This window comes from Pseudomonas sp. B424, assembly GCF_055408345.1.
Window position 1 is genome coordinate 1 of sequence record NZ_JBUZTL010000020.1, and the last position, 24,369, is coordinate 24,369.

General features: G+C 60.9%; 24 protein-coding genes. 10 read left to right on the forward strand and 14 right to left on the reverse strand.

Annotation, left to right across the window (positions count from 1 at the left end; translation table 11 throughout):
• Positions 1-493: 493 nt before the first annotated feature.
• Positions 494-2,233: a dipeptidase gene (locus ACZRMS_RS19705; protein ID WP_463996670.1), complete on the reverse strand. Its 1,740-nt coding sequence runs from the start codon at positions 2,231-2,233 to the stop codon at positions 494-496.
• 103 nt (positions 2,234-2,336) lie between these two features.
• Positions 2,337-3,119: a helix-turn-helix transcriptional regulator gene (locus ACZRMS_RS19710; RefSeq protein WP_463996671.1), complete on the reverse strand. Its 783-nt coding sequence runs from the start codon at positions 3,117-3,119 to the stop codon at positions 2,337-2,339.
• 93 nt (positions 3,120-3,212) lie between these two features.
• Here ACZRMS_RS19710 and ACZRMS_RS19715 point away from each other — a divergent pair, with 93 nt between their 5' ends.
• Positions 3,213-4,037, forward strand: coding sequence for a carbon-nitrogen hydrolase family protein (locus ACZRMS_RS19715; protein ID WP_463996672.1), 825 nt, complete (start codon positions 3,213-3,215; stop codon positions 4,035-4,037).
• Positions 4,034-5,134 (forward strand): polyamine ABC transporter substrate-binding protein, encoded by a 1,101-nt coding sequence (locus tag ACZRMS_RS19720; protein WP_463996673.1) that lies wholly within the window; start codon positions 4,034-4,036, stop codon positions 5,132-5,134. Before ACZRMS_RS19715 ends, ACZRMS_RS19720 begins: the two co-directional genes overlap by 4 nt.
• Positions 5,135-5,225: 91 nt before the next feature.
• Here ACZRMS_RS19720 and nikE read toward each other — a convergent pair whose 3' ends face one another.
• The 5 genes from nikE to nikA are packed head-to-tail and all read right to left on the reverse strand — an operon-like array spanning position 5,226 to position 10,154.
• Positions 5,226-6,026 (reverse strand): nickel import ATP-binding protein NikE, encoded by an 801-nt coding sequence (nikE, locus tag ACZRMS_RS19725; RefSeq protein WP_463996674.1) that lies wholly within the window; start codon positions 6,024-6,026, stop codon positions 5,226-5,228.
• Positions 6,023-6,796, reverse strand: coding sequence for an ATP-binding cassette domain-containing protein (locus ACZRMS_RS19730; protein ID WP_463996675.1), 774 nt, complete (start codon positions 6,794-6,796; stop codon positions 6,023-6,025). Before ACZRMS_RS19730 ends, nikE begins: the two co-directional genes overlap by 4 nt.
• The gene (nikC, locus tag ACZRMS_RS19735; RefSeq protein WP_463996676.1) at positions 6,793-7,638 is read right to left on the reverse strand and encodes a nickel ABC transporter permease subunit NikC; all 846 of its coding nucleotides are present in this window, start codon (positions 7,636-7,638) and stop codon (positions 6,793-6,795) included. The genes ACZRMS_RS19730 and nikC overlap by 4 nt, the downstream gene beginning before the upstream one ends.
• On the reverse strand, positions 7,635-8,576 hold the full coding sequence (gene nikB, locus ACZRMS_RS19740) for a nickel ABC transporter permease subunit NikB (protein ID WP_463996677.1): 942 nt from the start codon (positions 8,574-8,576) through the stop codon (positions 7,635-7,637). Before nikB ends, nikC begins: the two co-directional genes overlap by 4 nt.
• A gap of 3 nt (positions 8,577-8,579) precedes the next feature.
• Complete coding sequence (gene nikA / locus ACZRMS_RS19745) at positions 8,580-10,154, reverse strand: nickel ABC transporter substrate-binding protein (protein ID WP_463996678.1); 1,575 nt, start codon at positions 10,152-10,154, stop codon at positions 8,580-8,582.
• Between the two features lie 90 nt (positions 10,155-10,244).
• Here nikA and nikR point away from each other — a divergent pair, with 90 nt between their 5' ends.
• The gene (gene nikR, locus ACZRMS_RS19750) at positions 10,245-10,664 is read left to right on the forward strand and encodes a nickel-responsive transcriptional regulator NikR (protein ID WP_463996679.1); all 420 of its coding nucleotides are present in this window, start codon (positions 10,245-10,247) and stop codon (positions 10,662-10,664) included.
• On the opposite strand, the gene ACZRMS_RS19755 is transcribed toward nikR, so the two are convergent.
• Together ACZRMS_RS19755 and ACZRMS_RS19760 are read right to left on the reverse strand one after the other, a co-directional pair.
• Positions 10,655-11,815 (reverse strand): phytanoyl-CoA dioxygenase family protein, encoded by a 1,161-nt coding sequence (locus ACZRMS_RS19755; RefSeq protein ID WP_463996680.1) that lies wholly within the window; start codon positions 11,813-11,815, stop codon positions 10,655-10,657. The genes nikR and ACZRMS_RS19755 overlap by 10 nt on opposite strands.
• Complete coding sequence (locus tag ACZRMS_RS19760) at positions 11,812-12,654, reverse strand: SDR family oxidoreductase (protein WP_463996681.1); 843 nt, start codon at positions 12,652-12,654, stop codon at positions 11,812-11,814. Before ACZRMS_RS19760 ends, ACZRMS_RS19755 begins: the two co-directional genes overlap by 4 nt.
• 136 nt (positions 12,655-12,790) lie before the next feature.
• On the opposite strand from ACZRMS_RS19760, the gene ACZRMS_RS19765 reads away from it, so the two are divergent.
• Complete coding sequence (locus ACZRMS_RS19765; protein WP_463996682.1) at positions 12,791-13,813, forward strand: LacI family DNA-binding transcriptional regulator; 1,023 nt, start codon at positions 12,791-12,793, stop codon at positions 13,811-13,813.
• 21 nt (positions 13,814-13,834) lie between these two features.
• Here the strand turns inward: ACZRMS_RS19765 and ACZRMS_RS19770 are convergent, their stop codons facing one another.
• A complete protein-coding gene (locus ACZRMS_RS19770) occupies positions 13,835-14,911 on the reverse strand; it encodes a LacI family DNA-binding transcriptional regulator (protein WP_463996683.1) in 1,077 nt (358 codons plus the stop codon).
• Positions 14,912-15,084: 173 nt separating this feature from the next.
• Here ACZRMS_RS19770 and ACZRMS_RS19775 point away from each other — a divergent pair, with 173 nt between their 5' ends.
• The 4 genes from ACZRMS_RS19775 (at position 15,085) to ACZRMS_RS19790 (ending at position 18,778) form a co-directional block, all read left to right on the forward strand.
• Complete coding sequence (locus ACZRMS_RS19775) at positions 15,085-16,176, forward strand: fatty acid desaturase family protein (protein ID WP_463996684.1); 1,092 nt, start codon at positions 15,085-15,087, stop codon at positions 16,174-16,176.
• Between the two features lie 172 nt (positions 16,177-16,348).
• Positions 16,349-16,669, forward strand: coding sequence for a MocE family 2Fe-2S type ferredoxin (locus tag ACZRMS_RS19780; protein WP_463996685.1), 321 nt, complete (start codon positions 16,349-16,351; stop codon positions 16,667-16,669).
• Complete coding sequence (locus ACZRMS_RS19785; protein ID WP_463996686.1) at positions 16,666-17,907, forward strand: NAD(P)/FAD-dependent oxidoreductase; 1,242 nt, start codon at positions 16,666-16,668, stop codon at positions 17,905-17,907. The genes ACZRMS_RS19780 and ACZRMS_RS19785 overlap by 4 nt, the downstream gene beginning before the upstream one ends.
• 1 nt (position 17,908) lies before the next feature.
• Positions 17,909-18,778 carry a sugar phosphate isomerase/epimerase family protein gene (locus ACZRMS_RS19790; protein WP_463996687.1) on the forward strand — a complete coding sequence of 290 codons (870 nt, stop codon included), beginning with the start codon at positions 17,909-17,911 and terminating at the stop codon, positions 18,776-18,778.
• Here the strand turns inward: ACZRMS_RS19790 and ACZRMS_RS19795 are convergent.
• Both ACZRMS_RS19795 and ACZRMS_RS19800 read right to left on the reverse strand, forming a co-directional pair.
• Positions 18,696-19,928 (reverse strand): MFS transporter, encoded by a 1,233-nt coding sequence (locus tag ACZRMS_RS19795; protein ID WP_463996688.1) that lies wholly within the window; start codon positions 19,926-19,928, stop codon positions 18,696-18,698. The genes ACZRMS_RS19790 and ACZRMS_RS19795 overlap by 83 nt on opposite strands.
• Positions 19,929-20,186: 258 nt before the next feature.
• Complete coding sequence (locus ACZRMS_RS19800; RefSeq protein ID WP_463996689.1) at positions 20,187-20,483, reverse strand: tRNA-specific adenosine deaminase; 297 nt, start codon at positions 20,481-20,483, stop codon at positions 20,187-20,189.
• 252 nt (positions 20,484-20,735) lie between these two features.
• Between ACZRMS_RS19800 and ACZRMS_RS19805 the strand changes: the two genes are divergently transcribed.
• Both ACZRMS_RS19805 and ACZRMS_RS19810 read left to right on the forward strand, forming a co-directional pair.
• Complete coding sequence (locus ACZRMS_RS19805) at positions 20,736-21,869, forward strand: metallophosphoesterase (RefSeq protein ID WP_463996690.1); 1,134 nt, start codon at positions 20,736-20,738, stop codon at positions 21,867-21,869.
• A 215-nt stretch (positions 21,870-22,084) separates the two neighbouring features.
• A complete protein-coding gene (locus tag ACZRMS_RS19810) occupies positions 22,085-23,257 on the forward strand; it encodes a sugar transporter (RefSeq protein ID WP_463996691.1) in 1,173 nt (390 codons plus the stop codon).
• Positions 23,258-23,439: 182 nt separating this feature from the next.
• Here ACZRMS_RS19810 and ACZRMS_RS19815 read toward each other — a convergent pair whose 3' ends face one another.
• Together ACZRMS_RS19815 and ACZRMS_RS19820 are read right to left on the reverse strand one after the other, a co-directional pair.
• Positions 23,440-23,886, reverse strand: a complete 447-nt coding sequence (locus ACZRMS_RS19815; RefSeq protein WP_463996692.1) for a hypothetical protein — start codon at positions 23,884-23,886, stop codon at positions 23,440-23,442.
• Positions 23,887-23,911: 25 nt separating this feature from the next.
• Positions 23,912-24,205, reverse strand: a complete 294-nt coding sequence (locus ACZRMS_RS19820; RefSeq protein WP_463996693.1) for a hypothetical protein — start codon at positions 24,203-24,205, stop codon at positions 23,912-23,914.
• Positions 24,206-24,369: the final 164 nt, after the last annotated feature.

Consider the following 24,369-nt stretch of genomic DNA (forward strand, 5'->3'; position numbering starts at 1 on the left):
TACAACGGATACCACTCTCCAGTAGCAGCGGAAAAGATGGCGGCGTGAGAACCGAAAAGAATGTCCGAAATTACTGGACCAGTTCAGCTTGCTCGCGATGCAAGCGGCGCGGTATTTGAGTTGAATCGCGCCGATGCCATCGCGAGCAAGCCCGCTCCCACATGGGGGTGTGCAGTTTCAAGCCTTAACCTTTGCTTTTGCTGTAGCCACGGGAATGTACAAACAACGCGAATGCCCCTCACAGGAGACCGTATGGCAGGGCAGGGACTCGCGGTAAGAGCGAAACCAATATTTCAGTTAAACGCGAATGCCGGATATGTACCCGGTATCGCAGTTACTGACACAGCGTACATACCCATTCGATACGCCACGGCGTTCTACGGGTGGCGGCGTACGCCCTGCTTGGTGGCGGGATCTGTGATCGCCCGCATCGCAGGCAAGCCAGCCCCCACAAAAACCAGGCTGGCAATACCTGTGGCTAAAAGGGCGTGTGTCAGAGTTTTGGCAACTGCCCGACACGCGCCATCATCTCGGTCACGATCTGCAAGTCCAGCATGAACTGCTCTACTGTCTTGAACTCGTTGTCGTTGTGGCCGGTGTATTTGACGTCGGGCATTGCCAGACCAAATTGCACACCGTTGGGCAACTCATGCACCGAAGTGGCGCCCGCCGATGTGCCGTACTTGTGTTCCATACCCAGGTTCTCGGTGGCCACTGCCAGCAGCGCCTTGACCCATTCGCCTTCAGGGTTGCGGTACATCGGCTCGGCGATGGTGTAGTCGAAGGTCACCGGGACCTGCTTGCTCTTGCTCCAGGCATCCAGTTTTTCGGCGATTTGCGCCTGTAGCACTTGCGGGGACTTGCCCTTCGGCACACGCAGGTTGACCGCCAGCTTGAGAGCCTTGTCATCCAGCCCGACAAAGGTCAGCGACGTGGTCAGCGGCCCCATGAACTCATCGGCAAAACCAACCCCCAGCTTGCCGCCCTCGTAGTCCAGCCCCCAGTTGTCGGCGCCATAGTGCGCAGCGTCGGTAATGTGGTTGTGCTTGAGGGCGATCTGGCCATCAACGCTGCTGATAAAGTCGAGCATCCTTGCCACCGGGTTCACCCCGGACTCGGGCTCGGAGGAGTGCGCGCTGACCCCTGTAACGGTCAGTACGACATCCTTGCCGACCACCTTGGCGTTGACCTCGAAGTTGGCACCATTGCGTTCGGCATACTCTGCACCGGCCTTGTTCAGGCTGGCGGCCAGTTCGGCTGGCTTGTCGGTGACAAAGGTGGCCACCGAAGTCGACGGGATCTGGTTGGTGGCCAGGCCACCCGTGAGCGAGATGATTTCGGCGCCCTGGCCCTCGGCGTTACGCCGCGCAAAACTGGCCATGACGGTGCCGTAGCCTTTTTCGGCAATCACTACCGGGTAGCCGCCATCCAGCGCCAGGTTGTAGTTGGGCGTGGGGTTGCGTTCGAAGTAATAAGGGATGGCGTCGCCCGTGGTTTCCTCGGTGGTGTCCACCAGCAGCTTGAAGTTGCGGGCCAGGGGCAGTTTTTCTTCCTTGATCACTTTCATGGCGTACAGCGTCACCACGATGCCGTTTTTGTCATCCTCGGTGCCGCGGCCATACATGCGGTCGCCGATCAGGGTGACTTTGAACGGATCAAGTCGGGTGCCGTCCTTGAGTACCCAGTTTTCCGGGCTCACAGGCACCACATCGGCATGGGCGTGGATGCCCACGACCTCATCGCCATTGCCCTCAAGGGAAATCTCATAGACACGGTTGTCGATGTTGCGAAAGTTCAGGTTGAAGGACTTGGCCAGGTCCTGGATTATGTTGCCGATCTTGATGAACTCGGGGTTCTTGTACTGCGGCACATCGTCCAGGTTGACGGTCGGGATGGCGACCAGTTCGCGCAGGGTCTGGGTGGCCGCGTTGCCGTACTTGAGCCGGGTATACAGGCCCAGCAGGCGATAGATATCGTTCTGTTGATCGGCGGACAGGGTCTTGTTGTCGAGGAAACCATTGATGGCAGGCCCCAGGTTGTCGGTTTTGGCCAGATCACTCTTGGCCAGGCCCGTCAGGAACTGCCTGAAATCCGTGACCTTTTGATCACTGAAGGTTTTGAGAATGATGCCGCTCTGTTGCGGGGTGATCGTGGCGTGAGCGGAAGTGGCGAACGCGCTGAGGCTGGCCAGCATCAGGGTTGCTGCGGCCAGTTGCTTGAGAGAAAAATCCATTGCGAGGGGCATTCCTTGGCAGTCGGTCAGGTAGAAGTGCGGGATGAATGAAACAAAACATTTCTAAACTTACACTGCAAGGAAGTGCAACGGTAGGTGCTTTTTACTCTTGTGCCTGCAAAAACAGCGAGAACAGCTCGGACTGAGACTTGATCCCCAGCTTGCTGTACATGTGCTTGCGGTGCACCTTCACGGTCTCGGCAGAGATCGCCAGTTTGCGCGCGATTTCCTTGTTCGAGCAGCCACTGAGCAGCAGCAGGGCGACTTCCATTTCCCGCGCGGTGAGCGGCGTAGTCAACTGTTCGGCTGCCGCTTCCAGGCGGCTTTGCCAGTTGGGTGTCAGCTCCGGCGCCTCCCTGGGCTCGCGCTCGAACATCAGGCGCTGGCGCATCAATGCGGCCACCCAGGGCTGCACCAGACCCAGCAGTGCGGTCTGTTCCAGGCTGAAGCGGCACTGGCTGCCCAGCGACAGGCTCAGGGTGCGCTCGTTGTCGAGTTGCACGTTGATATGCACCTCGTCGGTGACGACGTTCAGGCGGAAATAACGCTGATAGTAATCGGTCTGTTCAAAGCATTCCGGGGCCACGTCCTGCAGGCGGAACAACCCGGTTCGCGGTGATTCGCGGTTGGCAATATAGAACGGGTCCAGCAGGTACAGGCCCTTGAGGTAGTCCTGAAACAGCGAATCCATACCGCCGTCTGCGCCGGGGGATTCGGCCAGCACCCGGGGTTTTCCGGCGCTGTAGACAAGCACCACCCAGTTGTCCACGGGCACATAGCGGCCCAGCAAACGCACCAGCGCGGTCCAGAAATTGGGCTGGTCGAGGGTTTCGATCACCCGGCCCATCGCATCGTGCCAGGCCACATCCTGCAGCGTCAGATTCATCTCACTACCCATTGGGTGTTACCCCATCGAAGTCATATATTGGCGCTGTGGGGCGCACCATACTCGGCTCATCCCTCCGTGCAAGGATCTGAGATGAACATTGAATTGGTGCAACTGGCAGGCCGTGACGGCGACACCGCTTATAACCTGTCGCGTACTCTGAACGCCATCGCCACCTGCGCTGGCGATACCGATTTACTGGTGTTCCCGGAGACCCACTTGACCGGTTTTGTCGGCGGTCAGCAATTGGCGCAGGTGGCCGAGCCCTTGACCGGCCCGACGCTGCAAGCCGTGTTGCAGGCCGTGCGTGAGCGTGATGTGAGTGTGGTGGTGGGCATTGCCGAGGCCCATAACGGGGGTTTCTACAACACCTCGGTACTGGTGACGCCCGAAGGGATCTCGCTGCAGTACCGCAAGACCCATCTATGGCCAACCGAGCGTGACGACTTCTGCCCCGGCGACCGTTTTACCACCGTGCTGTGGCGGGGCGTTCGGGTGGGCCTGCTGATCTGCTACGACATCGAACTGCCGGAAACCGGCCGCGCGCTGGGGCAACTGGGCGCTGAGCTGATCATCGTCACCAACGGCAATATGGACCCCTACGGCCCCGTGCACCGGACTGCGCTCATGGCCCGGGCCCAGGAAAACCAGATGTTTGCCGTGATGGTCAACCGCGTCGGGGCAGGGGATGACGGGCTGGTGTTCGCGGGCGGCAGCATGGCGGTCGACCCGTTCGGGCGGGTGCTGTTTGAAGCCGGGCGTGAAGAGGTTCGTCATGTGGTTGCGCTGGATATTACCCGGATCAAGGCTGCCCGCCGTGAGTACGACTACCTCAAGGACCGTCGTTTGTTGCTCTCGGGTGAGCAGCTCGAACATGCAGACGGTCGTCGCGAACTGTTGATTGGAGCCGGCAAATGAAGACACCACAGGGGATGCGCCTGGCGCTGGCAGCACTGTTGAGTTGCAGTCTCGGTCAGGCGGTTGCGGCCGAGCCCAAGGTCAATATCTACAACTGGTACGACTTTATCGCCCCGGACACGATGAAAAACTTCCAGGCCGAAACCGGCATTGGCTCGATGTATGACGTGTTCGACAACAGTGATGTGATGCAAAGCAAGCTGATGGCCGGGCGCAGTGGCTATGACGTGGTCGTGGCCACCGGGGATCTGCTGCCCAACCTGATCAAGGCCGGGGTTCTCAAGGAACTGGACCCCGCGCAATTGCCCAATCGCTCGCATCTGGACCCGGAGATTCTGGTCAAGATGCAAAGCAACGATCCGGGAAATCGCTATGCCGTGCCTTACATGTGGGGCACCACGGGGGTCGGCTATGACGTGGACAAGGTCAGGGCAATCCTGGGCCCGGATGCGCCGGTTGACTCCTGGGACCTGATCTTCAAGCCCGAGAACCTGAGCAAACTCAGCCAGTGTGGCGTGGCCATGCTGGATGCACCCGGCGAAATCATCCCCATTGCATTGCATTACCTGGGGCTGCCTTACAACAGCACCAACCCCCAGGACTACCGGAAGGCCGAGGCGTTGTTGCTGACGCTGCGGCCGTATATTCGCTATTTTGACTCGTCCAAATTCATCACCGACCTGGCCAACGGCAACGTGTGTGCGGTGGTGGGTTGGGCAGGCGGGGTGCAGGACGCCAAAACTGCCTCGCAAGTGGCCGGTAATGGTCGAAATATCAGTTACAGCATTCCCCGTGAAGGCGCGCCGATCTGGGTTGAAAGCATGGTCTTGCTCAACGATGCGCCCAACCCGCAGCAGGGCCTGGCGTTTATCAACTACATGCTGCGCCCGCAGGTGATTGCTCAGACCTCTAACTACCTCAAGTACCCCAATGCCAATCTGGATGCCAAAGCGCTGATTGACGAAAAGATCCGCGACAACCCGCAGATCTATCCCGGCAAAGACGTGATGGCCACCCTGTTTCCCCTTGAGCCGTTGCCACTGAAACTCGAACGGGTACGGACCCGGGTGTGGAGCAAGGTTAAAAGCGGGACCTGAGCCCGATTCCCAAGAGCCTTGGAACGAGCAAAGTCCCGTAGCAGCTGCCTTGGAACGAGGCAGCTGCCACGGTTTGCGGGTATCAGTGGCTTCAGGTCTGCAGCTCTGGCTCGAGGACTTTCCTGGCCCTGGGCATCGCCGGCAGCACCGCTTCTTGCAGGGTCCGCGCTGCCGGATGGGTGAAGCGCATCTGCGGCGTCACTTCCCGGTCTTCCACCAGTTGGCCGTCGGCCAATACCACCACCCGCTGGCAAAAACGCTGCACCAGGCTCAGGTCATGGGTAATCAGCAAAAAACCGGTACCCGACTCGCGCCGAACTTCTGCCAGCAAATCCAGAATCTGTACTTGCAGCACCCGATCAAGGTTGGACAGGGCTTCGTCGAGGATAATCAGCTGCGGCCCGATCGCCATGGCCCTGGCGATGCCGGCGCGTTGCAGCTGGCCGCCGCTCAGTTGCGCCGGCAGTTTGTCGATGTCGCCGGCTTCAAGCCGGACCTGTTGCAGCAGTTGCTCAACCCGGGCCTTGCACGCGTGGGGGGGCATTTGCGAAAGATGGCGCAAGGGTTCGGCAATGCTCCAGCCGATGCTGCGCTGGGGGTTAAAGGCGCTGAGTGCGTCCTGAAACACCATCTGCACGCTGTGCAAAAACGACGGCTGATCCTGCACTGGCTGGCCATTGAAGAGGACGCTGCCCTGATCGGCGGTTTCCAGCCCGATCAGCAAACGGGCCAGGGTGCTTTTGCCGCTGCCGCTGCCTCCCAGCAGGCCCAGGCTCTGGCCCTTGTGCAGGTCCAGATTCAACCCGCTCAGCACCTGTACCCGGTGCCGTTTGCTGAACAGCCCGCCCGAGGTGTAACCGTGCTCAAGGTCGCGTACTTGAATAAAGCTCATGGTGCGCAGCCCTCCAGGGTCAGTGAGTGATGCGCTGCCAGCAGCGTGCGCGCTTCCTGGCTTTGCGGTGCATGGAACAGCGTGTGCACATCGGCGTGTTCGACGATCCGGCCGTGGGCCATGACCGTGACCTGATCGGCGCAGCGCGCCACAACCCCCATGTCATGGGTGATCAGCAGCACCCCCAGGTTGCGTTGCTCCACCAGCCGTTCAAGCAGGTCGAGAAACCGCGCCTGGGCCACAACATCCAGATCACTGGTGGGCTCGTCAGCGAGCAAAAAACGGCTGTCGGCGAGCAGGGCCAGGGCGATCATCATCCGTTGCAGCATGCCGCCGCTGAGCTGGAAGGCGAATGAGTCGAGCACCCGGGGGGCATCGTGCAGGCCGACTTCGTGCAGGGTGGCGTGGATCAGGTCATCGGCCCCGGTGCCGCGAATGCCCCGTGTCTGCAGGGTTTCGAGGGCGTGCTGGCGCAGGGAACGTACCGGGTTGAACGCGCTGCGCGGGTTTTGCAGCACCAGTGCCACTTCGCGCCCCCGCAGTTGCGCGGGCTCCACCTTTTGCCCGTCGAGCAACAGGGTCGCGCCGCTGCTGTGGACGCCGGGCGGCAACAGATCGAGGATGCCCAGGCAGGTCAGGGATTTGCCCGAGCCGCTGGCGCCTACCAGTGCATGCACCTGACCGGCCCTGAGGGTCAGGTCGGCCCGTTCGACCAGGGTGCGTTGCTGGTGTTTGAGGGTCAGGTCGCGAATCGCCAGTGTGTGCTTCATTCCTTGATCTCCGCCAGCACGCTGGGGTCAAGCCGGTCGCGCAACGCGTCGCCCAGCAGGTTGAAGGCCATGACCGAGATAAAGATCATCAGGCCGGGCCACAGCAACAGCTGCGGCTGGGTCCAGATAAATTCCTTGGCATCGTTGATCATCACCCCCCATTCCGGGGTCGGCGGGCTCACGCCCAGACCGAGGAACGACAAGCCCGAGACGTGCAGCATCATGTGGCCGATGTCCATCGATGCCAGCACCAGCAACTGACCCACCACATTGGGCATCACGTGCTGGCGCAGGCGGGTCAGGCGTGATGCCCCGGCCAGTCGCGAGGCCAGCACGTAGTCGCGGTTGCGCTGGGCCAGGACCATGCCGCGCACCATCCGCGCATACCAGGCCCAGTGGGACAGGGCGATGGCGATGATGACGTTGGTCAGGCCGGTGCCGAGCAAGGCAATCAGGAAGAACGCCAGCACCAGGGTCGGAAAGGTCAGGAACATGTCGCACAGGCGCATCAGGACCATGTCGACCTTGCCGCCGACGATCCCTGCAATCCCGCCAATGACCACCCCCAGCACCAGCACCAGAGCCAGTACCAGCACCACGCTGCCCAGGGACAGTTGCGTGCCGACGATCAGCCGCGAGAGCACGTCGCGCCCCAGATGGTCGGTGCCCAGCCAATGGCTGGCACTGGCGGGCAGCAAGCGATCGTCAAGGTTCACCAGAGTGGCGTCGTAAGGCGCCAGCCAGGGGCCGAACAGTGCCATCACCAGCAGCAGGGCCACCAGCACATAACCGATGCGCAGCCCGTGTTTTCTGGTGGTAAAAGTCGCAGTCAGTGCGCTCATGCCATCACCCCCGAAAGACGTGTACGTGGATCGAGCCAGGCGTAGCAGATGTCCACCACCAGGTTGCACAGCACCAGCAGAGTGGTCAGCAGCAGGGTGAAGCACTGCATCACCGGGAAGTCGCGGTTGAGCACGGCGCTCACGGCGAAGCGCCCGACGCCGGGCCAGGCAAAGATGGTTTCGATCACCAGTGCGCCGCCCAGCAACTCGCCAATGTGCATGCCGGTGGCGGTCACCAGCGGCATCCAGGCATTGCGCAGGATGTGGTCACGCCACACCCGTTTTTCATTCAGGCCACGGGCCCGGGCGTAGAACACATGCCGATGCTGGCGCACGTCGAGCAGGCTGGCACGCAGCAGGCGGGCGTTGATCGACATCGACATCAGCGCAATCGCCAGTACCGGCATCAACAAATGCTGCGGGCCGCCGCGGCCCATCGGTGGCAACCAGCCCAGCCACAGCGAGAACAGGGCGATCAGCAGGAATGCCAGCCAGAAGTTGGGCATGGATACACCGATAAAGGTGACAAAGCGCACCACCTGGTCGGGCCAGCGGCCTTTCCAGCGGGCCGCCGCCAGGCCCAGCGGAATGCTCATGACCAGAGTTGTGAGCAGGGCCAGGCCGCCCAGCTGCAGGGTGGCGGGCAGGTAATAGAGGATGTCGTCGAGTACCGGGCGCCCGGTGATATAGGAGATGCCGAAGTCCAGATGCAGGGCATTCCACAGCCAGGTGATGTATTGCTCGGGCAGCGGGCGGTCAAGGCCCAGCGCATGGCGCGCCTCGGCCAGAGCGGTGTCGGTCGGCGGGATCTGCGACAGGCGCAGGTAGTCCAGCGCCGGGTCGCCGTTGCCCAGGTGCAGCAGCACAAAGACGATCAGCGACACCCCCAGCAGCACCGGGATCAGCAGCACAAGTCGCAGGATGATATAGCGCAGCATGGCTTATGGCTCCCCGTGGGTTGGGCGCATCACTTCGAACGGCACATCGAACAAGGTGCTGCCGAATTGCACGTCATCGACGTTTTTGCCGCTGACGCTGATGGCCGTCAGGTGTGAAATCGGCAGGTACACCGCCTGGTCATGCAGGGTGGTGAGGATTTCGCGGTAATCCCCGGCGCGTTTGTCTTCACGGGTTTCGCCCAGCACTTCAGCGATCTTGTGGTCTATCGCGTCCTTCATCGGCAAGCCGCGCTGGGCCATATAGTCCGCGTGGCCGGCGTAGCGCATGGAGCTGACAAACGAGTGCGGGTCATAGGGTGCGCCCCAGGTGTCGGCGAAAATCATGCCGAAGCGGCCTTCACGCTGACGCTGTACCAGTGAGCCGTCTTCCTCGGCGCGCAACTTGACGTTGATACCGACTTTGGCCAGTTCGCCCTGAATGATCTCGGCGAGGTTTTTTTGCAGGGCGCTGGGGCCCAGAAATACCAGTTCGGTGCTCAGGGGCTGGCCGTCCTTTTCGCGAACGGTTTTGCCCGCCGGGAGTTTCCAGCCGGCGGCTTCAAGGGTCTTCTTCGCCTGTTCGGGGTCGTAGGGCAATGGTTTGAGGCCAAGGTCGGCGTAGGGCATGTTGCTGGCAAACAGCGCATCGGCGCGGGGTTCCTGGCCATGCAGCACCTTGGCGATGATGGCGTCCTTGTCCACCGCCTGGTTGATCGCCTGGCGCACTGACAGCTCATTGGTCGGCGCCAGGCCCGTGTTCATGGCCACCGTGCGGGTGGCCAGCGGTGCGGAAATGGCGGTCTTGAAACCCGAGTCCCGCAGACGCACAAAGGTACCCGGAGAGATTTCGCCGTCGGCGCCCTGGATCAGGTCGATCTCACCGGTTTGCAGGGCAATGGCGCGGCTGTCCGGGTCGGAGATGACCTTGACCAGGACTGAGCCATAGGCCGGTTTTGGCCCCCAGTAACCCTCGTTGCGCTCGAAGCGGTCGTATTCGCCGCGCCGGGTTTGCGCCAGCACCCAGGGCCCGGTGCCCACCGGCGTGCCCGGTCTGGCGTCAGGTGCGCCAAACCGCAGCGGGCGTACTTGCGCCAGTTCCATCAGGGTCGGGTAGTAAGGGTGTTTGAGCACCAGCACCAGTGTGTGCTCGGCCGGGGCTTCGACGCGCTCCAGGGTCGAGACCAGTTCCATCCATTGATGGCGCTTGCTGTTGGCCAGCACCGCGTCAAGGTTGGCCTTGGCGGCGGCCGCATTGAACGGGCTGCCATCACTGAACGTCACACCGTCGCGCAGGGTGAAGGTGTAGGTCTTGCCGTCCGGCGACACGCTCCACTGCGTGGCGAGCCAGGGTTCAAGCGTGCCCCGGGCGGTGTAACGCACCAGCGGTTCATAGACCATGGCCTGGGCGTACATCTGGTTTGGCGAATAGCCGCGAGGGTCCAGAGGACCGGCGTTGGTTGGCCAGGAATAGGTCAGGGTGGGTGCCGGATCGGCAGCCCGTGCTGTGGACAGGCCCGCGCTCAGGCACACGCCAATCATCCACAAGGCCAGCTGTTGTTTCGTCCGTGACTGCTTCACACTGCGTCTCCCTCAATTGATGGCTATTGGCCTGATCAGATGCTGGGTATGAAGTCTATGTCAAAAGTTCATAACTGCGAGGCTGATTAGATGCAGAGGGTCACTATTTCGCTGGACGATGCTTTATTGGCTGCCATTGATGAGCGGGTGGGCACCCACGGCTACCAGGGGCGCTCCGAAGCGATACGCGATTTACTGCGTGCCGGGCTGCTGGAGCCGGAGCAGGGTGACTCTGACAGTGCCTGTGTTGCGACCTTGAGTTATGTGTATGACCACGGCACGCGGGAGCTCTCCAAACGTTTGAATACGGCCTTTCATGAGCACCATGACCTGACCCTGTCGACGCTGCATGTGCATCTTGACCAGGGCAAGTGCATGGAGGTGTCGGTGCTCAAGGGGACGGTGGGGGAGGTGTCGGAACTGGCGCGTCATGTGATGGCCGAACGCGGGGTTCGGCATGGCAGTGCGCAGATTATTCCCCTGGGAAAGACAACGGACGATCACGCCTGACGCTTGCTGCGCATCAGGCTGACCTGTTGTTCAAACACCGGATACGGCCAGCGTTCAGTCAGGGCTTGCAGCATCAACTGCTGCCCGGTCTGCGGCGCCATGCCGTGCAGGGGTGGATCGGTGTCGAGGTTGGTGGGGAATGAATAGCCGTCAGCCGCCGTTGCGATCACGGCCGCCAGCCCCCGGGCATCCAGTTCACCCTGTTGCAGATGCTTGAGCAGGGCGGGGTAAAGCGCTTGCATCATGCGGTCGCGGTCCAGGCTCTCCATCGGTTTGCCAAACGCCGAGGATATTTGCAGCAGGTTGGCCATGCGCTGCCGATCTGCGGTGATATTGCTCCCGGCGGCATGAAACAGCGCAGGGTTGAAAAACAGCAGGTCGCCTTTGTTCAGTGCCAGTTGCACTGCGTACTGCTGGAAGTAGTCGTTAAATGCTTCGCGCCGCCATGCCAGATACCCCAGGTCGTACTGTTGCGAAAACGGCAGCAGCAGGGTCGGCCCGGTTTCCAGCGGCATGTCGGTGTGGGCAACCGCCCCCTGCAATGTCAAATACTGCGACATCACCTGCAGTGGCAACGGATAGCGCTCCACCTCGTCCACCGTCTGGAAACCCAGGTGATAGTCGCGGTGAGGCTGCTGTGCCTGACTTCCAGGGTGCACGACATTGACCTGGGCGGTGATCTGAAAGTGCGGCCCCAGCCACGATTCGGCAATCAGCCCAAGCAGCGGATTGGCGTAGTACTCGATAAACGAGTCGGGGGATTGCAGCGCGGTTTTTTGCAGCGAGTTCCACAGGCGGCCGTTGGCTCCGGCCTGGGCAAAGTGGTCTGCGGCCTGACCTTGCCGGGCTTCCTGCGCCAGGATTGCGGCCAGCACGCGGCTATGCCGATCGATCACCTCGGGGTCGCTGTAGGCCGCACGCACCACCATGACTCCCGGTCCGTGGCGGAACAGATGATGCAGTTCGTTCTTCAGCGCCGTTGGATCGCCTGCCAGGGCCTGGCGCAATGTGTCGGCGTGATAAATCACCACCTTGCGCTGCACCTCGCGGCTATGGGGGTAGTCCGCCGGGTCGACGGTCTGCTCGCACAGCGCTGCAAAATCCGCCAGCGCCACCGTGTCGGCCCGTACAAAGGCGGCGAGGGGGGTCATGCCGCACCCAGTGTCAGCGCAGCCTCGGGCCGCGGGGTCGAGCCGTCACCGCAGCCCATTACCCCTTGCTCCAGATCAATCACCGCGCCGGTCATCATCCCCGACTCGCCGGACAGCAGAAACGCCACGCTGCGTGCCACTTCGGCAGGCTTGAGCAGGCGCCCGAACGGCATGCTCTGCTCGACGTCGGCGAGCCAGCCTTCTTGCGCGCCGTGATACTCGCGCTGGATCTGGTCTTCGTGGGGCGTGTCCATCCAGCCGATGTTCAGGCCGTTGACCCGAATCCGGTTGCGCAGGGCGCTGAAGGCCACGTTTTTGGTGAGGATCGCCAGTGCGCCCTTGGAGGTCGCGTACGCCGAGAGAAATGATTGCCCGCCATGGCCACTGACGCTCTGGATATTGACGATGCTGCCTTCCACGTTCCGGCTGATCATCAGCTTGATGGCTTCCTGGATCAGGAAAAACGGCGCCCGCACATTGACCGCAAAAATGCGGTCGAACAGCTCCGGGGAGGTGTCGAGGATGCTGCCGCGATCTGACATGCCGGCGCAATTGACCAGGCCATGCAGGCTGCCGAAATGCTCGCGGGCGGCGGCGATCACGGCGCGGCAATCTTCAACGCGCTCCATGTCGGCTTCGACGAAAAAGGCCTGGCAATCGAGTTGCGCCAGTTGTCGCACCTGGTCCTCGCCTTTGTCACGGCTGCGCCCGCAAATGATCAAACCTGCGGCGCCCCGACGTGCCAGGGTCTGCGCGACCGCCGCGCCCAGGCCTTGGGTGCTGCCGGTGACGACGAAAAACTGGCCTGCGAATTGAGTGGAGAAATCGGCTTCGGACATGAACGGCTCCTGCGGTTTTTATTGTTGTCGAGATCATCGGGTGACACCTCGTGAAACCGAGACTAGCATTGCGATCACCTCACGATAGCCCGAAAAGACCTCATAAAAACCTCAGTCGCAAGGCGTACCCACTCCCATGCTCAGCCGTGCCAAGCACTTCTCGATCAAGCAAATCGCCACGCAGGCTGCGGTCAGCAAAGCCACGGTTGACCGCGTACTGCATCAGCGCGGCAGCGTTCACTACCAGACCCGGCGACGTATCGAACAGGCGCTGGACGAATTGGAGGCACAGGAAAAAAACGGCCTGGCGGTGGGGCGTACCTTTTATGTCGATGTGATCATGGACACGCCCAGGCGCTTCAGTAAGGCCGTGCAGGAGGCCCTGACCACGCAACTGGGGAGCATGGCGCCGTTCCGCATTGCACCGCGCTTTCATCTGTTCGAAGAGATCAGTACGCAGCAGATGCACGACCTGCTTGTGCGCTGCGCCGAGAAGGGCAGTCAGGGCGTTGTGCTCAAGGCGGCCGATGAGCCGCTGATCAACCTGGCGGTGAATCAATTGGTCGCTGCGGGTATCCCGGTGGTGACGCTGGTCACCGATTTGCCCCAGAGCAAGCGCATAGCTTACGTTGGCATGGACAACCGCAATGCCGGGCAAACCGCCGCGTACCTGCTGTCCCGCTGGCTGGACACGGCGCCGCAAGAGGTAGCGGTGGTCATCAGCAGTGAGCGTTTTCGCGGCGAAGAAGAGCGTGAAATGGGCTTTCGCGTATGGCTGCGCGGTCGTGCGCCGCACTTGCAGGTGCTGGATATCAGCGAGGGTTTTGGTGTTTACGAGCCGACTTTTGCGCGTGTGACTCAAGCGTTAAAGGCCTACCCACGTTTGAAAGCGGTGTACAGCGTGGGCGGTGGCAATCGGGCGATAGTCGATGCCTTTGCAGCCCTTGGGCGGCCGCTGGCGGTATTCATTGGCCACGATCTGGACGAAGAAAATCGTCAATTGCTGGCTGAGGAAAAAATGGCGGCGGTCATCGACCATAATTTGCAGATCGATGCCCGGCATGTGTTTTTGCATATTTTGCAGTTTCACCGGCTGTGGAAAGCGGGGACTTTTGCGTCGTCCCAGGTGCAGATTGTCACGCCGTTCAATTTGCCTTGAATCATCAAAGTCACAAGCCCCTCATGCTCCCACCGCGGGTGAGGGCCTGAGGCGCTGGGCATTCTCACTGGTGACGATCTGCAACGGCACATGAATGCGATGCCGCAGCGGGTCGAACGCCGGCGCCGTTTGCAGCTCCACCAGCAAGTCCATCAGCGCCGTGGCGATCAGCTGTGGCTGGGAGTCCACCACCAGGGTGATCAGGCCCTGTTCCAGGGCCTGATGCGACAACGCTGTGGACTCCGGCAAAATGCTGCACAACGCCGGCCGTTTTGGCAGCTGCGCCAACGCGCTGATAATCCCGTCGCCACCACCGCCCACCACGCACAAGCCGCGCAAGTCGGCATGCCGGGCCAGCAGTTCCAGGGCTGCCTCTTCGGTCACATTGTTGTTGTCCAGGTTGATCATGGCATCGAGCATCCGCAGCCCCGGTGCGTGTTCATGCAGATAGCTGCGCAAGCCCTCTACCCGCGCCTGATGCCCGAGAAAACGGTGCCCGCCGAGCAACACCCCGACACTGCCCTTGCGCGCGTTGCAGGTATGGGCCAGCAACCAGCCCATGGTGCGGCCGACCTGGTAATTATCCTGGCCGACATAAGCCTCAAGCCCTTGCTCGTGAATATCCGACAGCAATGCAATCACCGGCACTCCGGCCTCCCTGATCTGTGCAAGGGCGGCATTGATCAGCGGATGTGAAAAGCTGACCACTGCCAACCCGTCGTATTGCACGGCCAATTGTTCGATCTGGGCGACGATGGCGCCGGGGGTGCGGTCGATCACGTACTCGAAGTGGCAACTCAGGTTGGCCTGGGCCTGACGTTGCGCCGCATCAGTGATGGCCGCCGCCAGGTTGGCGTAGAACGCTTGGGCGGTACCCAGCAACAAAATGCCAAAACGGTAGGTCGGGCGACGCTCGCGGATGCGCTGGCCGATCAGGCGGGCGGCAAAATAACCGACCGCTTCGGCGGCCTGAAACACCTGCTCGGCAGTCTCGGCGTTGACCGGTGCACGGGCGTTGAGCACCCGGTCCACGGTGGCGACACTCAGGCCCGCATGCGCGGCGACAGTGGCGATGGTCGGGCGTTTATTGTTGTTCATGGCCAGCCCTGGAAAATGCCTTGATAGAAAACTATCAAGTCGCATTGAGCCCGGATGATAGCTTGATAGTGAATCTATTCAAGGCCTTGAGGGCCGAGGGGGCGCTCCCTATATTTTCTCCAGCGATATGCACCTGTACCCAGAACAATAATCAAGCTCGCGGAGACTCCCTCATGCCTCATTCAACCCCACCCGTGCGTCGGGACTACAGCTTGACCGGTGCCGAAGCCGCCAACGCGGTGGAAAAGGGCCTGGCCTCGGCCAACTGGTATCAATGCCCGATCCCGCGCAAACGCCTCAAAGAACTGATGCAGCGCCGCGACGGTCCGGCCCTGCACGATACCGCACTGTGGATCCTGGCCCTCGCCGCCACCGGCTTTGGCGGCTACTGGTTTTGGGGTTCATGGGCGTGCATCCCGTTCTTCATCGCTTACGGCGTGCTGTACGGCACCGCGTCCAATGCCCGCTGGCATGAAATGGGCCACGGCACGGCGTTTAAAACACGCTGGATGAACGATGCGGTGTATCAGGTGGCGAGCTTCATGTGCCTGTTTGAACCGGATGTGTGGCGCTGGAGCCACACCCGGCATCACACCGACACCATCGTGGTAGGGCGCGATCCCGAGATTGTAGAACCGCGTCCGCCGCACTTGTGGCGCATGGCCCTGAGCCTGTTCAACCTGCCTCACGCGTACAAAACCCTGCGCTCGGTCTGCCGCCATGCGACAGGGCGGATGGCCGATGACGAGAAGACGTTTATCCCCGAATCCGAGTGGCCCAAGGTAATCACCACTGCACGGATCTGGCTGGTTATCTATGCCGTGGTGATCGGCTCGGCGTTGTACCTGCAAAGCTGGCTACCGCTGATGTTTATCGGGCTGCCGAGCCTCTATGGCGCCTGGCTGTCGTACCTGTTTGGCCTGTCGCAGCATGTCGGCCTGGCCGAGGACACACTCGATCACCGCAGCAACTGCCGCACCATTTACATGAACCCGCTGCTGCGCTTTGTGTACATGAACATGAACTATCACCTTGAACACCACATGTTCCCGATGGTGCCTTACCACGCGCTGGCGCAGTTGCACGCCGAGATCCGTAGTGACTGCCCGGCGCCTTATCCCAACCTGTTGGCGGCCTTCGAGGAAATCATCCCGACGATCCTCAGGCAGCGCACAGATCCGGCTTATTTTATTCATCGCACGGTGGCACAGGCCGCCACCACGCCCGGCACCCAGGCTGAACCCCGCGTCATCCCTGCCAACTAGGGTCTGTTGACGTTTCGTTGTGAGCCGCGTCGCTGGGTCAAATTTTGCCAGGCACGGCGCAGGGCGAAGGGAATGGTTGTTCCCTTCTCAAGCCCTGCACCACATGGACTATCGGCGCGACCACGACGAAACGTCAACAGACCCTAGTGTTTAAAACTGCGAGGAAAAAATCATGAGCGATCAATGGATCGACGTGTGTGCCGTGGACGATATCGACGAAGAAGATGTGATGCGCTTCGACCATGGCCCGCGCACTTATGCCCTGTACCGATCAGCCGACAGCCAGTTTTTCGCCACAGCCGGGCTGTGTACCCATGAGTCCATCCACCTGGCCGACGGGCTGGTGATGGAACATGTGATCGAGTGCCCCAAACACAACGGGCGCTTCGATTACCGCACCGGCAAGGCCCTGGGCGCACCGGTGTGCGTCAACCTCCAAACCTACCCGGTGCGGGTCGAGGCGGGTCGCTTGCTGCTGGGAGTCGGGCCATGACTCCCGTGGACGCGCCACTGGTCATTATTGGTGCCGGGCATGCCGGAGGGCGGGCCGCCTTGACCCTGCGTGCCGAGGGCTATGACGGTCGCCTGATCCTGATCGGCGATGAACCCCATGCGCCTTACGAGCGCCCGCCGCTGTCCAAGGGGCTGCTGCAGAGCACGACGGATCTGGCGGGCATCAGCCTGTGTGACGGCGCTCAACTGGCCGAACTGGCGATTGAACATTGGGTCGCCAATCCAGTGCAGGCTCTGTACCCGCAACAACATCGATTGCAGTTGGCGGACGGCAGTTGGCAACCCTATGCGCGTTTGTTGCTGGCCACGGGTGGCCGGGCGCGGCGCTTGCCCAATGTGCCAGCACAGATGACTAACGTGTTGTATTTGCGCAGCCATGATGAAGCGCTGGCCCTGCGTGCCGGGTTGCGGCCCGGTGCGCGGGTGGTGATTGTCGGCGGCGGGTTTATTGGCCTTGAAGTGGCGGCGACGGCGCGCACGCTGGGCTGTCAGGTCACCGTGCTGGAAGCCGGCCCGCGTTTGGCCGGGCGCGTGTTGCCCGAGCGCCTGTCCAGCGTGCTGCTGGAGATGCACCGCCGCCAGGGAGTGCAGGTGCGGTTGAATGTGAGCATTGAAGCGGTACTCGGCACTGACCGTGCCGAGGCCGTGCAATTGGTCGACGGCCAGCTGCTGCCCTGCGATGTGCTGGTGGTGGGGATTGGCATGCAGCCCAATACGCAGTTGGCACAGGCCGCCGGACTTGAGGTGGGGCAGGGCATCCGCGTCGATGCCCGGCTGCGCACCAGCGCGGCGGATATATATGCGGCGGGTGATGTGTGTGAGTTTCGGTTGCACCCGCAAGGCGATTTCCAGCGTCAGGAAACCTGGCGCAACGCCGAGCATCAGGCTCGTCACGCGGCGCTGAATCTGTTGGGCGCCGACTTGCCCTTCGAGGCCATTCCCGGTTTTTGGTCCGACCATTACGATTGGGGCTTGCAGACTGTGGGCGTGATTGCCAGTACCCCGCCCAGTGCCAGCCGGGCTACTTCGGACGGTGGATTTTTGCTGTTTTATCTCGATGGGCAACAGCGTTTGCAAGGTGCCTGCGGCTGGGGGCAGGGCAGCAGCTGCGCCAGGGATATCAAGCTGTGTGAGCGCTTGATTGCCAGCCAAGCCCCGCTCCAGTCCGGCATGTTGGCTGACGGCGCGGTGTCGCTCAAACAATTGCTGAGGAGCTGAGATGCGCGAATTTCTGGTGTTTCAATCGCTGTGGGCGATGCAGGATCATCACGGGCAATGCGACCTGCCGCTGGAGGCTCAGCTGGACAGGATTGTTGCGGCGGGTTTTGACGGCGTCACGGACCATTATTGGCTCGCACCACAGGCCGGGCGCTTGCATCACGCGGCCAAGGCGAGGGGCTTGCAGATTGAAGGGCAGGTGTTCCCGCGCACCGTGGATGACTTGGCAGCGGCACTCGACGTTGCCTCGCGCTTTGGCTGTCACCACCTCACGCTGCAAGCCGACGTCCGCCCGCGCACGTTGTCGCAGGCGATCAGACTGGCTGAAGGGTGGCAGCGTCTGGCCGAGCAAGTGGACTTTCCGGTGCTGCTGGAAACCCACCGTTACCGGCTAACCAACGACCTGCTGTTTACCCTTGATCTATTGGCTGAAATGCCTGATCTCAAGCTGCTGGCTGACTTGTCCCACTACGTGGTGGGGCGTGAAATACCGGCGGTGGCTACAGCTGAAGATGACCTGTTGATCCACAGCATACTGCGTCGCAGCTGGGGCTTTCATGGGCGGGTAGCCAGTTGCGAACAGGTCCAGGTTGCCATCAGCTTCGCTCAGCACAGGCCCTGGCTGGAGCGGTTTTTGGGCTGGTGGAAGTACGGGATAGAAGACTGGCTGGCCCGTAGCGACACGCCGCACAGCCTGTCGTTTACCTGCGAGCTGGGGCCGCCGCCCTATGCCATCACCGGCGCGGACGGTTATGAACTTACCGATCGCTGGGCCGAAGCGCTGCTGCTCAAAGAGCTGATGCGCGAGGTCTGGCAGGGTTGTCAGGGAGCGTCTGAACCTTGCGTCGCCACAGGAGCCGGCCTGCGGTAATCGACCAGTTGCACAGGGCAATCAGCAGAATGACCCACAGCAGGGTCGGCATCCCGTTGTTGACGATGATGTACCCGGCCAGCCACGGGAAGCCAAACACCCCGATAAAATAAGACAGGCTGAACAGCACCAACGACTGCGCCGTCTGCCCGGCAGGCGCTTCGTTGGCGGCCAGCCCGTTAATCACCGAGTACGTCAGGCCGTAGCCAACCCCGAGTGTGATGGCTGCCAGTAAATAAGTGGCCGAAGAGCTTACGCCGAAGATGAACATCACCACTGAAGCCACGATCAAAGCGCTCAGTACGCAGGCCATCAGGTAGGGGTCACGTTTGACGATAAAACCTGCGACCAGCAGGCGGCATGCGATGGCAGCACTCATGAAACCGAGGAAGAACAGCGAGTAATCGAGGTGGTTAAGCGTGGCGTACGAGGTTTGAAAACTCGACAGGCCGCCGAAAATCGCACCACCCAGACCAACCATCACAATGGCGAACACCGCTTTGGACCGCAGCACCGAACGCGCGGCCCGGGGTGTGATTTTGCATACACTGACGGGGCCGACTGTGGCGTGCTGGCGCTTGATCATCGGGCTGAGCCACACAAACGCGGCGCCGCCCAGCAAACTGGCGATGGCCGCTACCAGAAAGGCCGATTGCACCGGGTAGCCCAGCGCCTGGGCGGCGCGCCCGATCAAGGGGCCGGTACCGATGCCGCTCATCATGCAGCCCGACAACAAGGCGAAGTACTTCACGCGTCGGGCGGGCTCAATGATCATGGTCACGATAATCGGGCCCAGGGTGTAAAACACGCCCCAGCCAAAGCCCAGCAGCAGGCCGAATACCAGCACGGCGGCGCCATACCCCGGCACCGTCGCGAAACCCAGGCACGCCGCAGCCAGCAGCAGCGCCCCGGCGGCAATAGCTTTTGGGGCACCGAACAGATCGGTCAGGTGTCCGGAAAAAATCACCGCCAAAAAGGTGCTGAGCATCGCGGCCGAGATGATCGTGCCCGCATCCGACTCGCTGCCGCCCTGGGCCCTGAGCATCATGGCCAGTAAAAACGTGGTGCCGTAAGACACCGACAACAAATAGCTGGCAAGGCAGAACAACCCCAGGACGCCCTTGGGCTGAGTAAGCTGAGTGGTTGGCATTGCGGGTCTTCCTTGAGGGTCGATTATTGTTTTGCATCGAACCTTAATAACAGACAACCCGGCCGGCTCAGGATTCAAACCTTTGAATCCTGAGGTGGGTTTGCTCTAAACAAACCCGTTGTATCGGTTTGATTAAAGTGCCGGTGGCCCGAAAGGGATGGTGAGGCTGGCTGAGCGCTTGATCTCGCAGGAGCGGGGGTTCGACTACAGCCTTAGGGTCATGCACCTGCGAAGGGTGCATAACCGTTGCCGGCTGACTCAGATGATTTTGTCGTTCTGCATTCTGCGCCAGTCTTGATACAAGGTCGGCATGTCCTTATGCGCCAGGTAGGTGATCGGCATGCGCTGTTGATCCAGTGGCAGGGCCACTTGTTCGTAGATAGCCGCTGTTGAGAGCCCAAAGGGTTCGCCCACTTGGTTGCTGGCCGCGTACACCACGCTGGACACGTCGCTCAAGTACATTGCTGCCAGACACATCGGACACGGGTGGCCGCTGGCGTAGATCACGCATCCTTGCAGGTTGTTCCCAAGTATCTGGCTTGCCTCGCGGATCACGCGCTTTTCGGCATGATCGGTCGGGTCCTGGCTCAGGTGGATTTGGTTGGCTGACTCTGTACGGCATGCGAAAGGTTATCAGGGGGCCTCTTGAGGGGTTGATCCTTGTTTTGAATGGGTCGTGTAGCAAACCATCCTGCAACCTTGCGTTGTTTTAGTCCCTGTATTCAAAAAGAAGGTTCTGCTTCTTGAATCTGTTAAAAATGCAGCTGCGATTGCATCGAGTACTCGCAGCCTTGAGCAGGAGCGAGCATGTTTCATATCGTCACCGCGTTAATCAGTGTGTATGTCATTTGGCGTTTTATCTGGCCGCAACCCTGGAGCAAGTTCGGCAAAGTGCTGCTGGGGGCACTGCTGTTGCTGATTGCCGAGCATCATCTGGTCACCCGCACTTTCTTTGGCAGCATGGCGTCCCCCGAGGTGCCAGGTGTGGTGCTCACGGTGCTGGGTTGGGCATTCGGCAGCCTTGTGTTGATGGGGCTGCTGATGTTGATCAGGGATGTTGTCGGGGTAGCCGTCTTTGCCCTGTCGCGCAAAAAAGGTCGGGCCTTGCTCGCCTGGCGTCAACTGGGCGCAGTTCTGGCCGTGATCAGCATGGGCCTGGCTGCGGTGGGGGTGTGGCAAGCCATCCGTGTGCCGGACGTCAAAAGCCTGGAAATTGTGTTGCCGCGCTTGCCCGCCGAGTTCGATGGCCTGCGCATTGTGCAGCTCACTGACCTGCATGCCAGCAGACTGCTGCAAGCACCCTGGCTTGAGGGTGTGGTGAACAAGGCCAACGCACTGAAGCCGGATCTGATCCTGATTACCGGCGATCTGGCCGACGGTTCGCCCCAGGCCCGTGCAGACGATATCCGGCCCTTGCAGCATCTGCGCGCCCGGTATGGCGTGTTCGCGATCCCGGGTAACCACGAATATTACGTCGACTACATTAGCTGGCTGCCGGCCTTCGATCAGCTAGGCTTGAACATGCTGCTCAACCAGCATGTGCTGGTTACCCATAACGGGCGCGATCTGGTACTGGCCGGGATCACCGACAAGGCCGCCAAGCCGTTTGATCTGCCGTTGCCGGATGTGGTGCAGGCCTTGAAGGGGGCGCCTGAGGGCGATCCGGTCATTTTGCTGAGCCATCGCCCTACCGGCGCAGTGGTCAATGCAGGGCAGGGCGTTGATTTGCAGTTGTCGGGGCATACCCACGGCGGGCAGATTCTTGGGCCCCATGTACTCGCCAAGTGGGCCAATGAAGGTTTTGTGTCGGGGCTGTATGAGGTTGATGGCATGGGTCTGTATGTGAGCAACGGCACAGGTCTGTGGAACGGTTTCCCGATTCGTCTGGGGCGTGCGGCCGAGATTACCGAGATAGTGTTGCGTTCACCCTCGAAAACCTGAAGCTGTTGCCGGCCACTGGCGTTCCTGCGGCTAAATGCCTCGGCTGGACGCCTGATGTTCATCAGCAGGCGTTTGAGAAAACTATAGAATGCCGCCCGTGTGGTTCTGGCTCAAGACGCTTTCAAGTGGCACGTGTTGTGTATGCAGCATTGGCAGCAAGTGCGGTCGAGTCATGGATCTGTCAAATCATCGATAGCGAGTAGTTCACCCCTTAAATGAGCAACCCCACTTCTGCATCCCACGCAAACTGGCAGCCGGTCATCGCACTGGCGCTGGCCGCATTTGTGTTCAATACCACCGAGTTTGTGCCTGTGGGTCTGTTGACCGCCATTGGCAGCAGCTTCGACCTGCCTGCGTCACGGGTCGGGCTGATGCTGACGATCTATGCGTGGGTCGTGTCGCTGGCCTCGCTGCCGATCATGCTGATGACGCGCAACGTCGAACGGCGCAAGTTGCTGCTGGTATTGTTCGGGCTGTTTATCGCCAGCCACGTGCTGTCCAGCCTGGCGACCAACTTCGGCATCCTGTTGCTCAGCCGGATCGGGGTAGCGTTGTCCCATGCACTGTTCTGGTCCATCACCGCGTCACTGGCGGTGCGTCTGGCGCCAGAGGGCAAGCAGGTGCAAGCGCTGGGTTTGCTGGCCACGGGTACGTCACTGGCGATGGTGATGGGGGTTCCCCTGGGGCGCTTGCTGGGCGAAGCGATGGGCTGGCGCACCACCTTTGTCGTGATTGCCGGGCTGGCCGCGTTGCTGGTGTTTTGGCTGACCAAGACCTTGCCGTTGCTGCCGAGCCAGAACTCGGGCTCCCTCAGAAGCCTGCCGATTCTGTTCAAGCGCCCGGCGCTGGTGGCGATCTATGTGCTGACGGCCGTCGTGGTGACCGCCCAGTTCACGGCCTACAGCTACATCGAGCCCTTTGTGCAGGGCGTGGCGGGCATGAGCGGCAGCATGGTGACGCTGATTCTGCTGTTGTTCGGCGGTGCCGGGATCATTGGTTCGCTGTGCTTCAGCTGGTTTCACAAGTACAGCCCGCAGCGCTTTCTGATGGTGGCGGTGGGGTTGCTCACGCTCAGCCTGTTGTTGCTGTGGCCGGCGAGCGGCACGATTGAAACCCTGGGGGTGCTGAGCATTGTCTGGGGGATGGCGATCATGGGCTTCGGTCTGGCGCTGCAATCCAAAGTACTGACGCTGGCACCCGATGCGACCGATGTGGCAATGGCGATGTTTTCAGGGATCTACAACATCGGTATCGGCGGCGGTGCGCTGCTCGGGAGCTGGGTGGGTGGCCAGTTGGGTTTCGCCTACATCGGGCTGGCGGGCGGTTCGCTCGCGGGGCTGGCTCTGGCGTTCTATGGCTGGACCCTGTACCGGCTGAGCCGGGCATGACGGCGGTTTGTTGATACGCCATACGCCCTTGTAGCCGCTACGAGCGGAGCGCGGCTGCTCAGCCGTCGTAAACCCTTCAATTGCGGTATCTCGGATAGACCGCGATTGCCGGGTTTGCGACGGCTTCGTCGCCGAACGCAGCCTCGTTCTACTCGTCAACGGCTACAGCGTCAGAGGCTGGATCAGGCCGACGTACTGACCATCGAGCCCGAGCCGCTACTGCCCTGGGTCGTCAGTGCCTGCAGCAAGGCCGCTGTCGCCGCCTGCAACGCGGCCGTGGTCGCGGTGACCTGGGCCTGGGCCGCAGCGACGGCGGCAGTCTTGGCGTCTGCGCTCTGGTCGCTGGCCTGAATGCTTTGCAGTGTCTGCATCTGCTGCATGAGCTGCTTTTGCAGTTGCGCGATCTGTTTTTTCAGCTGTTTGACCGTATCCGAACTGTCATCGCTGTCGTCAGCCGGCGGGGCTGCATTGGCGTCTCTGGCCGCGCGCGGCTTTATCTGGTCCGTAGCCGCCGCACCAGCATCACTCACTGCCGTGTTGTCCGGGGCCTTTGCGGTGACCTTGCCTGCTGCGCCGGGTGCACTCTGGATATTGAGGCTGGATGCCAGGTTGTTGATGCTGCCGACCATATGGGTTCGTCCTTTAGACCTGATGTCATTCAAGGGCATCGGCCGCTCGGGCTGCGGCTTTAGGCCAAAAGAAGAAATAAGCGCGGGCGCCGGCTCTTGTCGGCCCAATAAGTTGGCAATGAATTTGCTCATTACTGGACGTGAGCACACCTGTGGCTATTCTGACTTTAACTGTCACCTCGGCCCCGCAGGCAGGCGAGCACCTGCTGCGGACCCGGCTCACCACAAACCGATTCAACGTATTGAGTGGAGCAGGAAGGCAACAATCAAAAATAAAAAGCGCTTTTTTTTCAATAACGTGTGATAGGTTGATAGCCATATGCCACTATTCTTGCCATTGCTCTGTAAATGCGCTGATATTATGGTGCTCATACTAAGGGTTTGCTGTAGGGATCAAGGATGATGTCGCGCTGATTGGCGTCGGATTCATCTTCCTTTGGCTGGCTTCTCTGGATGTTTTTTTTGAATTTTCCCGAAGTCGTT

Coding starts and splice junctions, on each gene's coding strand:
- ACZRMS_RS19705 (WP_463996670.1), bottom strand. CDS start 2,233: ATGGATTTTTCTCTCAAGCAACTGGCCGCAGCAACCCTGATGCTGGCC.
- ACZRMS_RS19710 (WP_463996671.1), bottom strand. CDS start 3,119: ATGAATCTGACGCTGCAGGATGTGGCCTGGCACGATGCGATGGGCCGG.
- ACZRMS_RS19715 (WP_463996672.1), top strand. CDS start 3,213: ATGAACATTGAATTGGTGCAACTGGCAGGCCGTGACGGCGACACCGCT.
- ACZRMS_RS19720 (WP_463996673.1), top strand. CDS start 4,034: ATGAAGACACCACAGGGGATGCGCCTGGCGCTGGCAGCACTGTTGAGT.
- nikE (WP_463996674.1), bottom strand. CDS start 6,026: ATGAGCTTTATTCAAGTACGCGACCTTGAGCACGGTTACACCTCGGGC.
- ACZRMS_RS19730 (WP_463996675.1), bottom strand. CDS start 6,796: ATGAAGCACACACTGGCGATTCGCGACCTGACCCTCAAACACCAGCAA.
- nikC (WP_463996676.1), bottom strand. CDS start 7,638: ATGAGCGCACTGACTGCGACTTTTACCACCAGAAAACACGGGCTGCGC.
- nikB (WP_463996677.1), bottom strand. CDS start 8,576: ATGCTGCGCTATATCATCCTGCGACTTGTGCTGCTGATCCCGGTGCTG.
- nikR (WP_463996679.1), top strand. CDS start 10,245: ATGCAGAGGGTCACTATTTCGCTGGACGATGCTTTATTGGCTGCCATT.
- ACZRMS_RS19755 (WP_463996680.1), bottom strand. CDS start 11,815: ATGACCCCCCTCGCCGCCTTTGTACGGGCCGACACGGTGGCGCTGGCG.
- ACZRMS_RS19760 (WP_463996681.1), bottom strand. CDS start 12,654: ATGTCCGAAGCCGATTTCTCCACTCAATTCGCAGGCCAGTTTTTCGTC.
- ACZRMS_RS19765 (WP_463996682.1), top strand. CDS start 12,791: ATGCTCAGCCGTGCCAAGCACTTCTCGATCAAGCAAATCGCCACGCAG.
- ACZRMS_RS19770 (WP_463996683.1), bottom strand. CDS start 14,911: ATGAACAACAATAAACGCCCGACCATCGCCACTGTCGCCGCGCATGCG.
- ACZRMS_RS19775 (WP_463996684.1), top strand. CDS start 15,085: ATGCCTCATTCAACCCCACCCGTGCGTCGGGACTACAGCTTGACCGGT.
- ACZRMS_RS19780 (WP_463996685.1), top strand. CDS start 16,349: ATGAGCGATCAATGGATCGACGTGTGTGCCGTGGACGATATCGACGAA.
- ACZRMS_RS19785 (WP_463996686.1), top strand. CDS start 16,666: ATGACTCCCGTGGACGCGCCACTGGTCATTATTGGTGCCGGGCATGCC.
- ACZRMS_RS19790 (WP_463996687.1), top strand. CDS start 17,909: ATGCGCGAATTTCTGGTGTTTCAATCGCTGTGGGCGATGCAGGATCAT.
- ACZRMS_RS19795 (WP_463996688.1), bottom strand. CDS start 19,928: ATGCCAACCACTCAGCTTACTCAGCCCAAGGGCGTCCTGGGGTTGTTC.
- ACZRMS_RS19805 (WP_463996690.1), top strand. CDS start 20,736: ATGTTTCATATCGTCACCGCGTTAATCAGTGTGTATGTCATTTGGCGT.
- ACZRMS_RS19810 (WP_463996691.1), top strand. CDS start 22,085: ATGAGCAACCCCACTTCTGCATCCCACGCAAACTGGCAGCCGGTCATC.
- ACZRMS_RS19815 (WP_463996692.1), bottom strand. CDS start 23,886: ATGGTCGGCAGCATCAACAACCTGGCATCCAGCCTCAATATCCAGAGT.
- ACZRMS_RS19820 (WP_463996693.1), bottom strand. CDS start 24,205: ATGGCTATCAACCTATCACACGTTATTGAAAAAAAAGCGCTTTTTATT.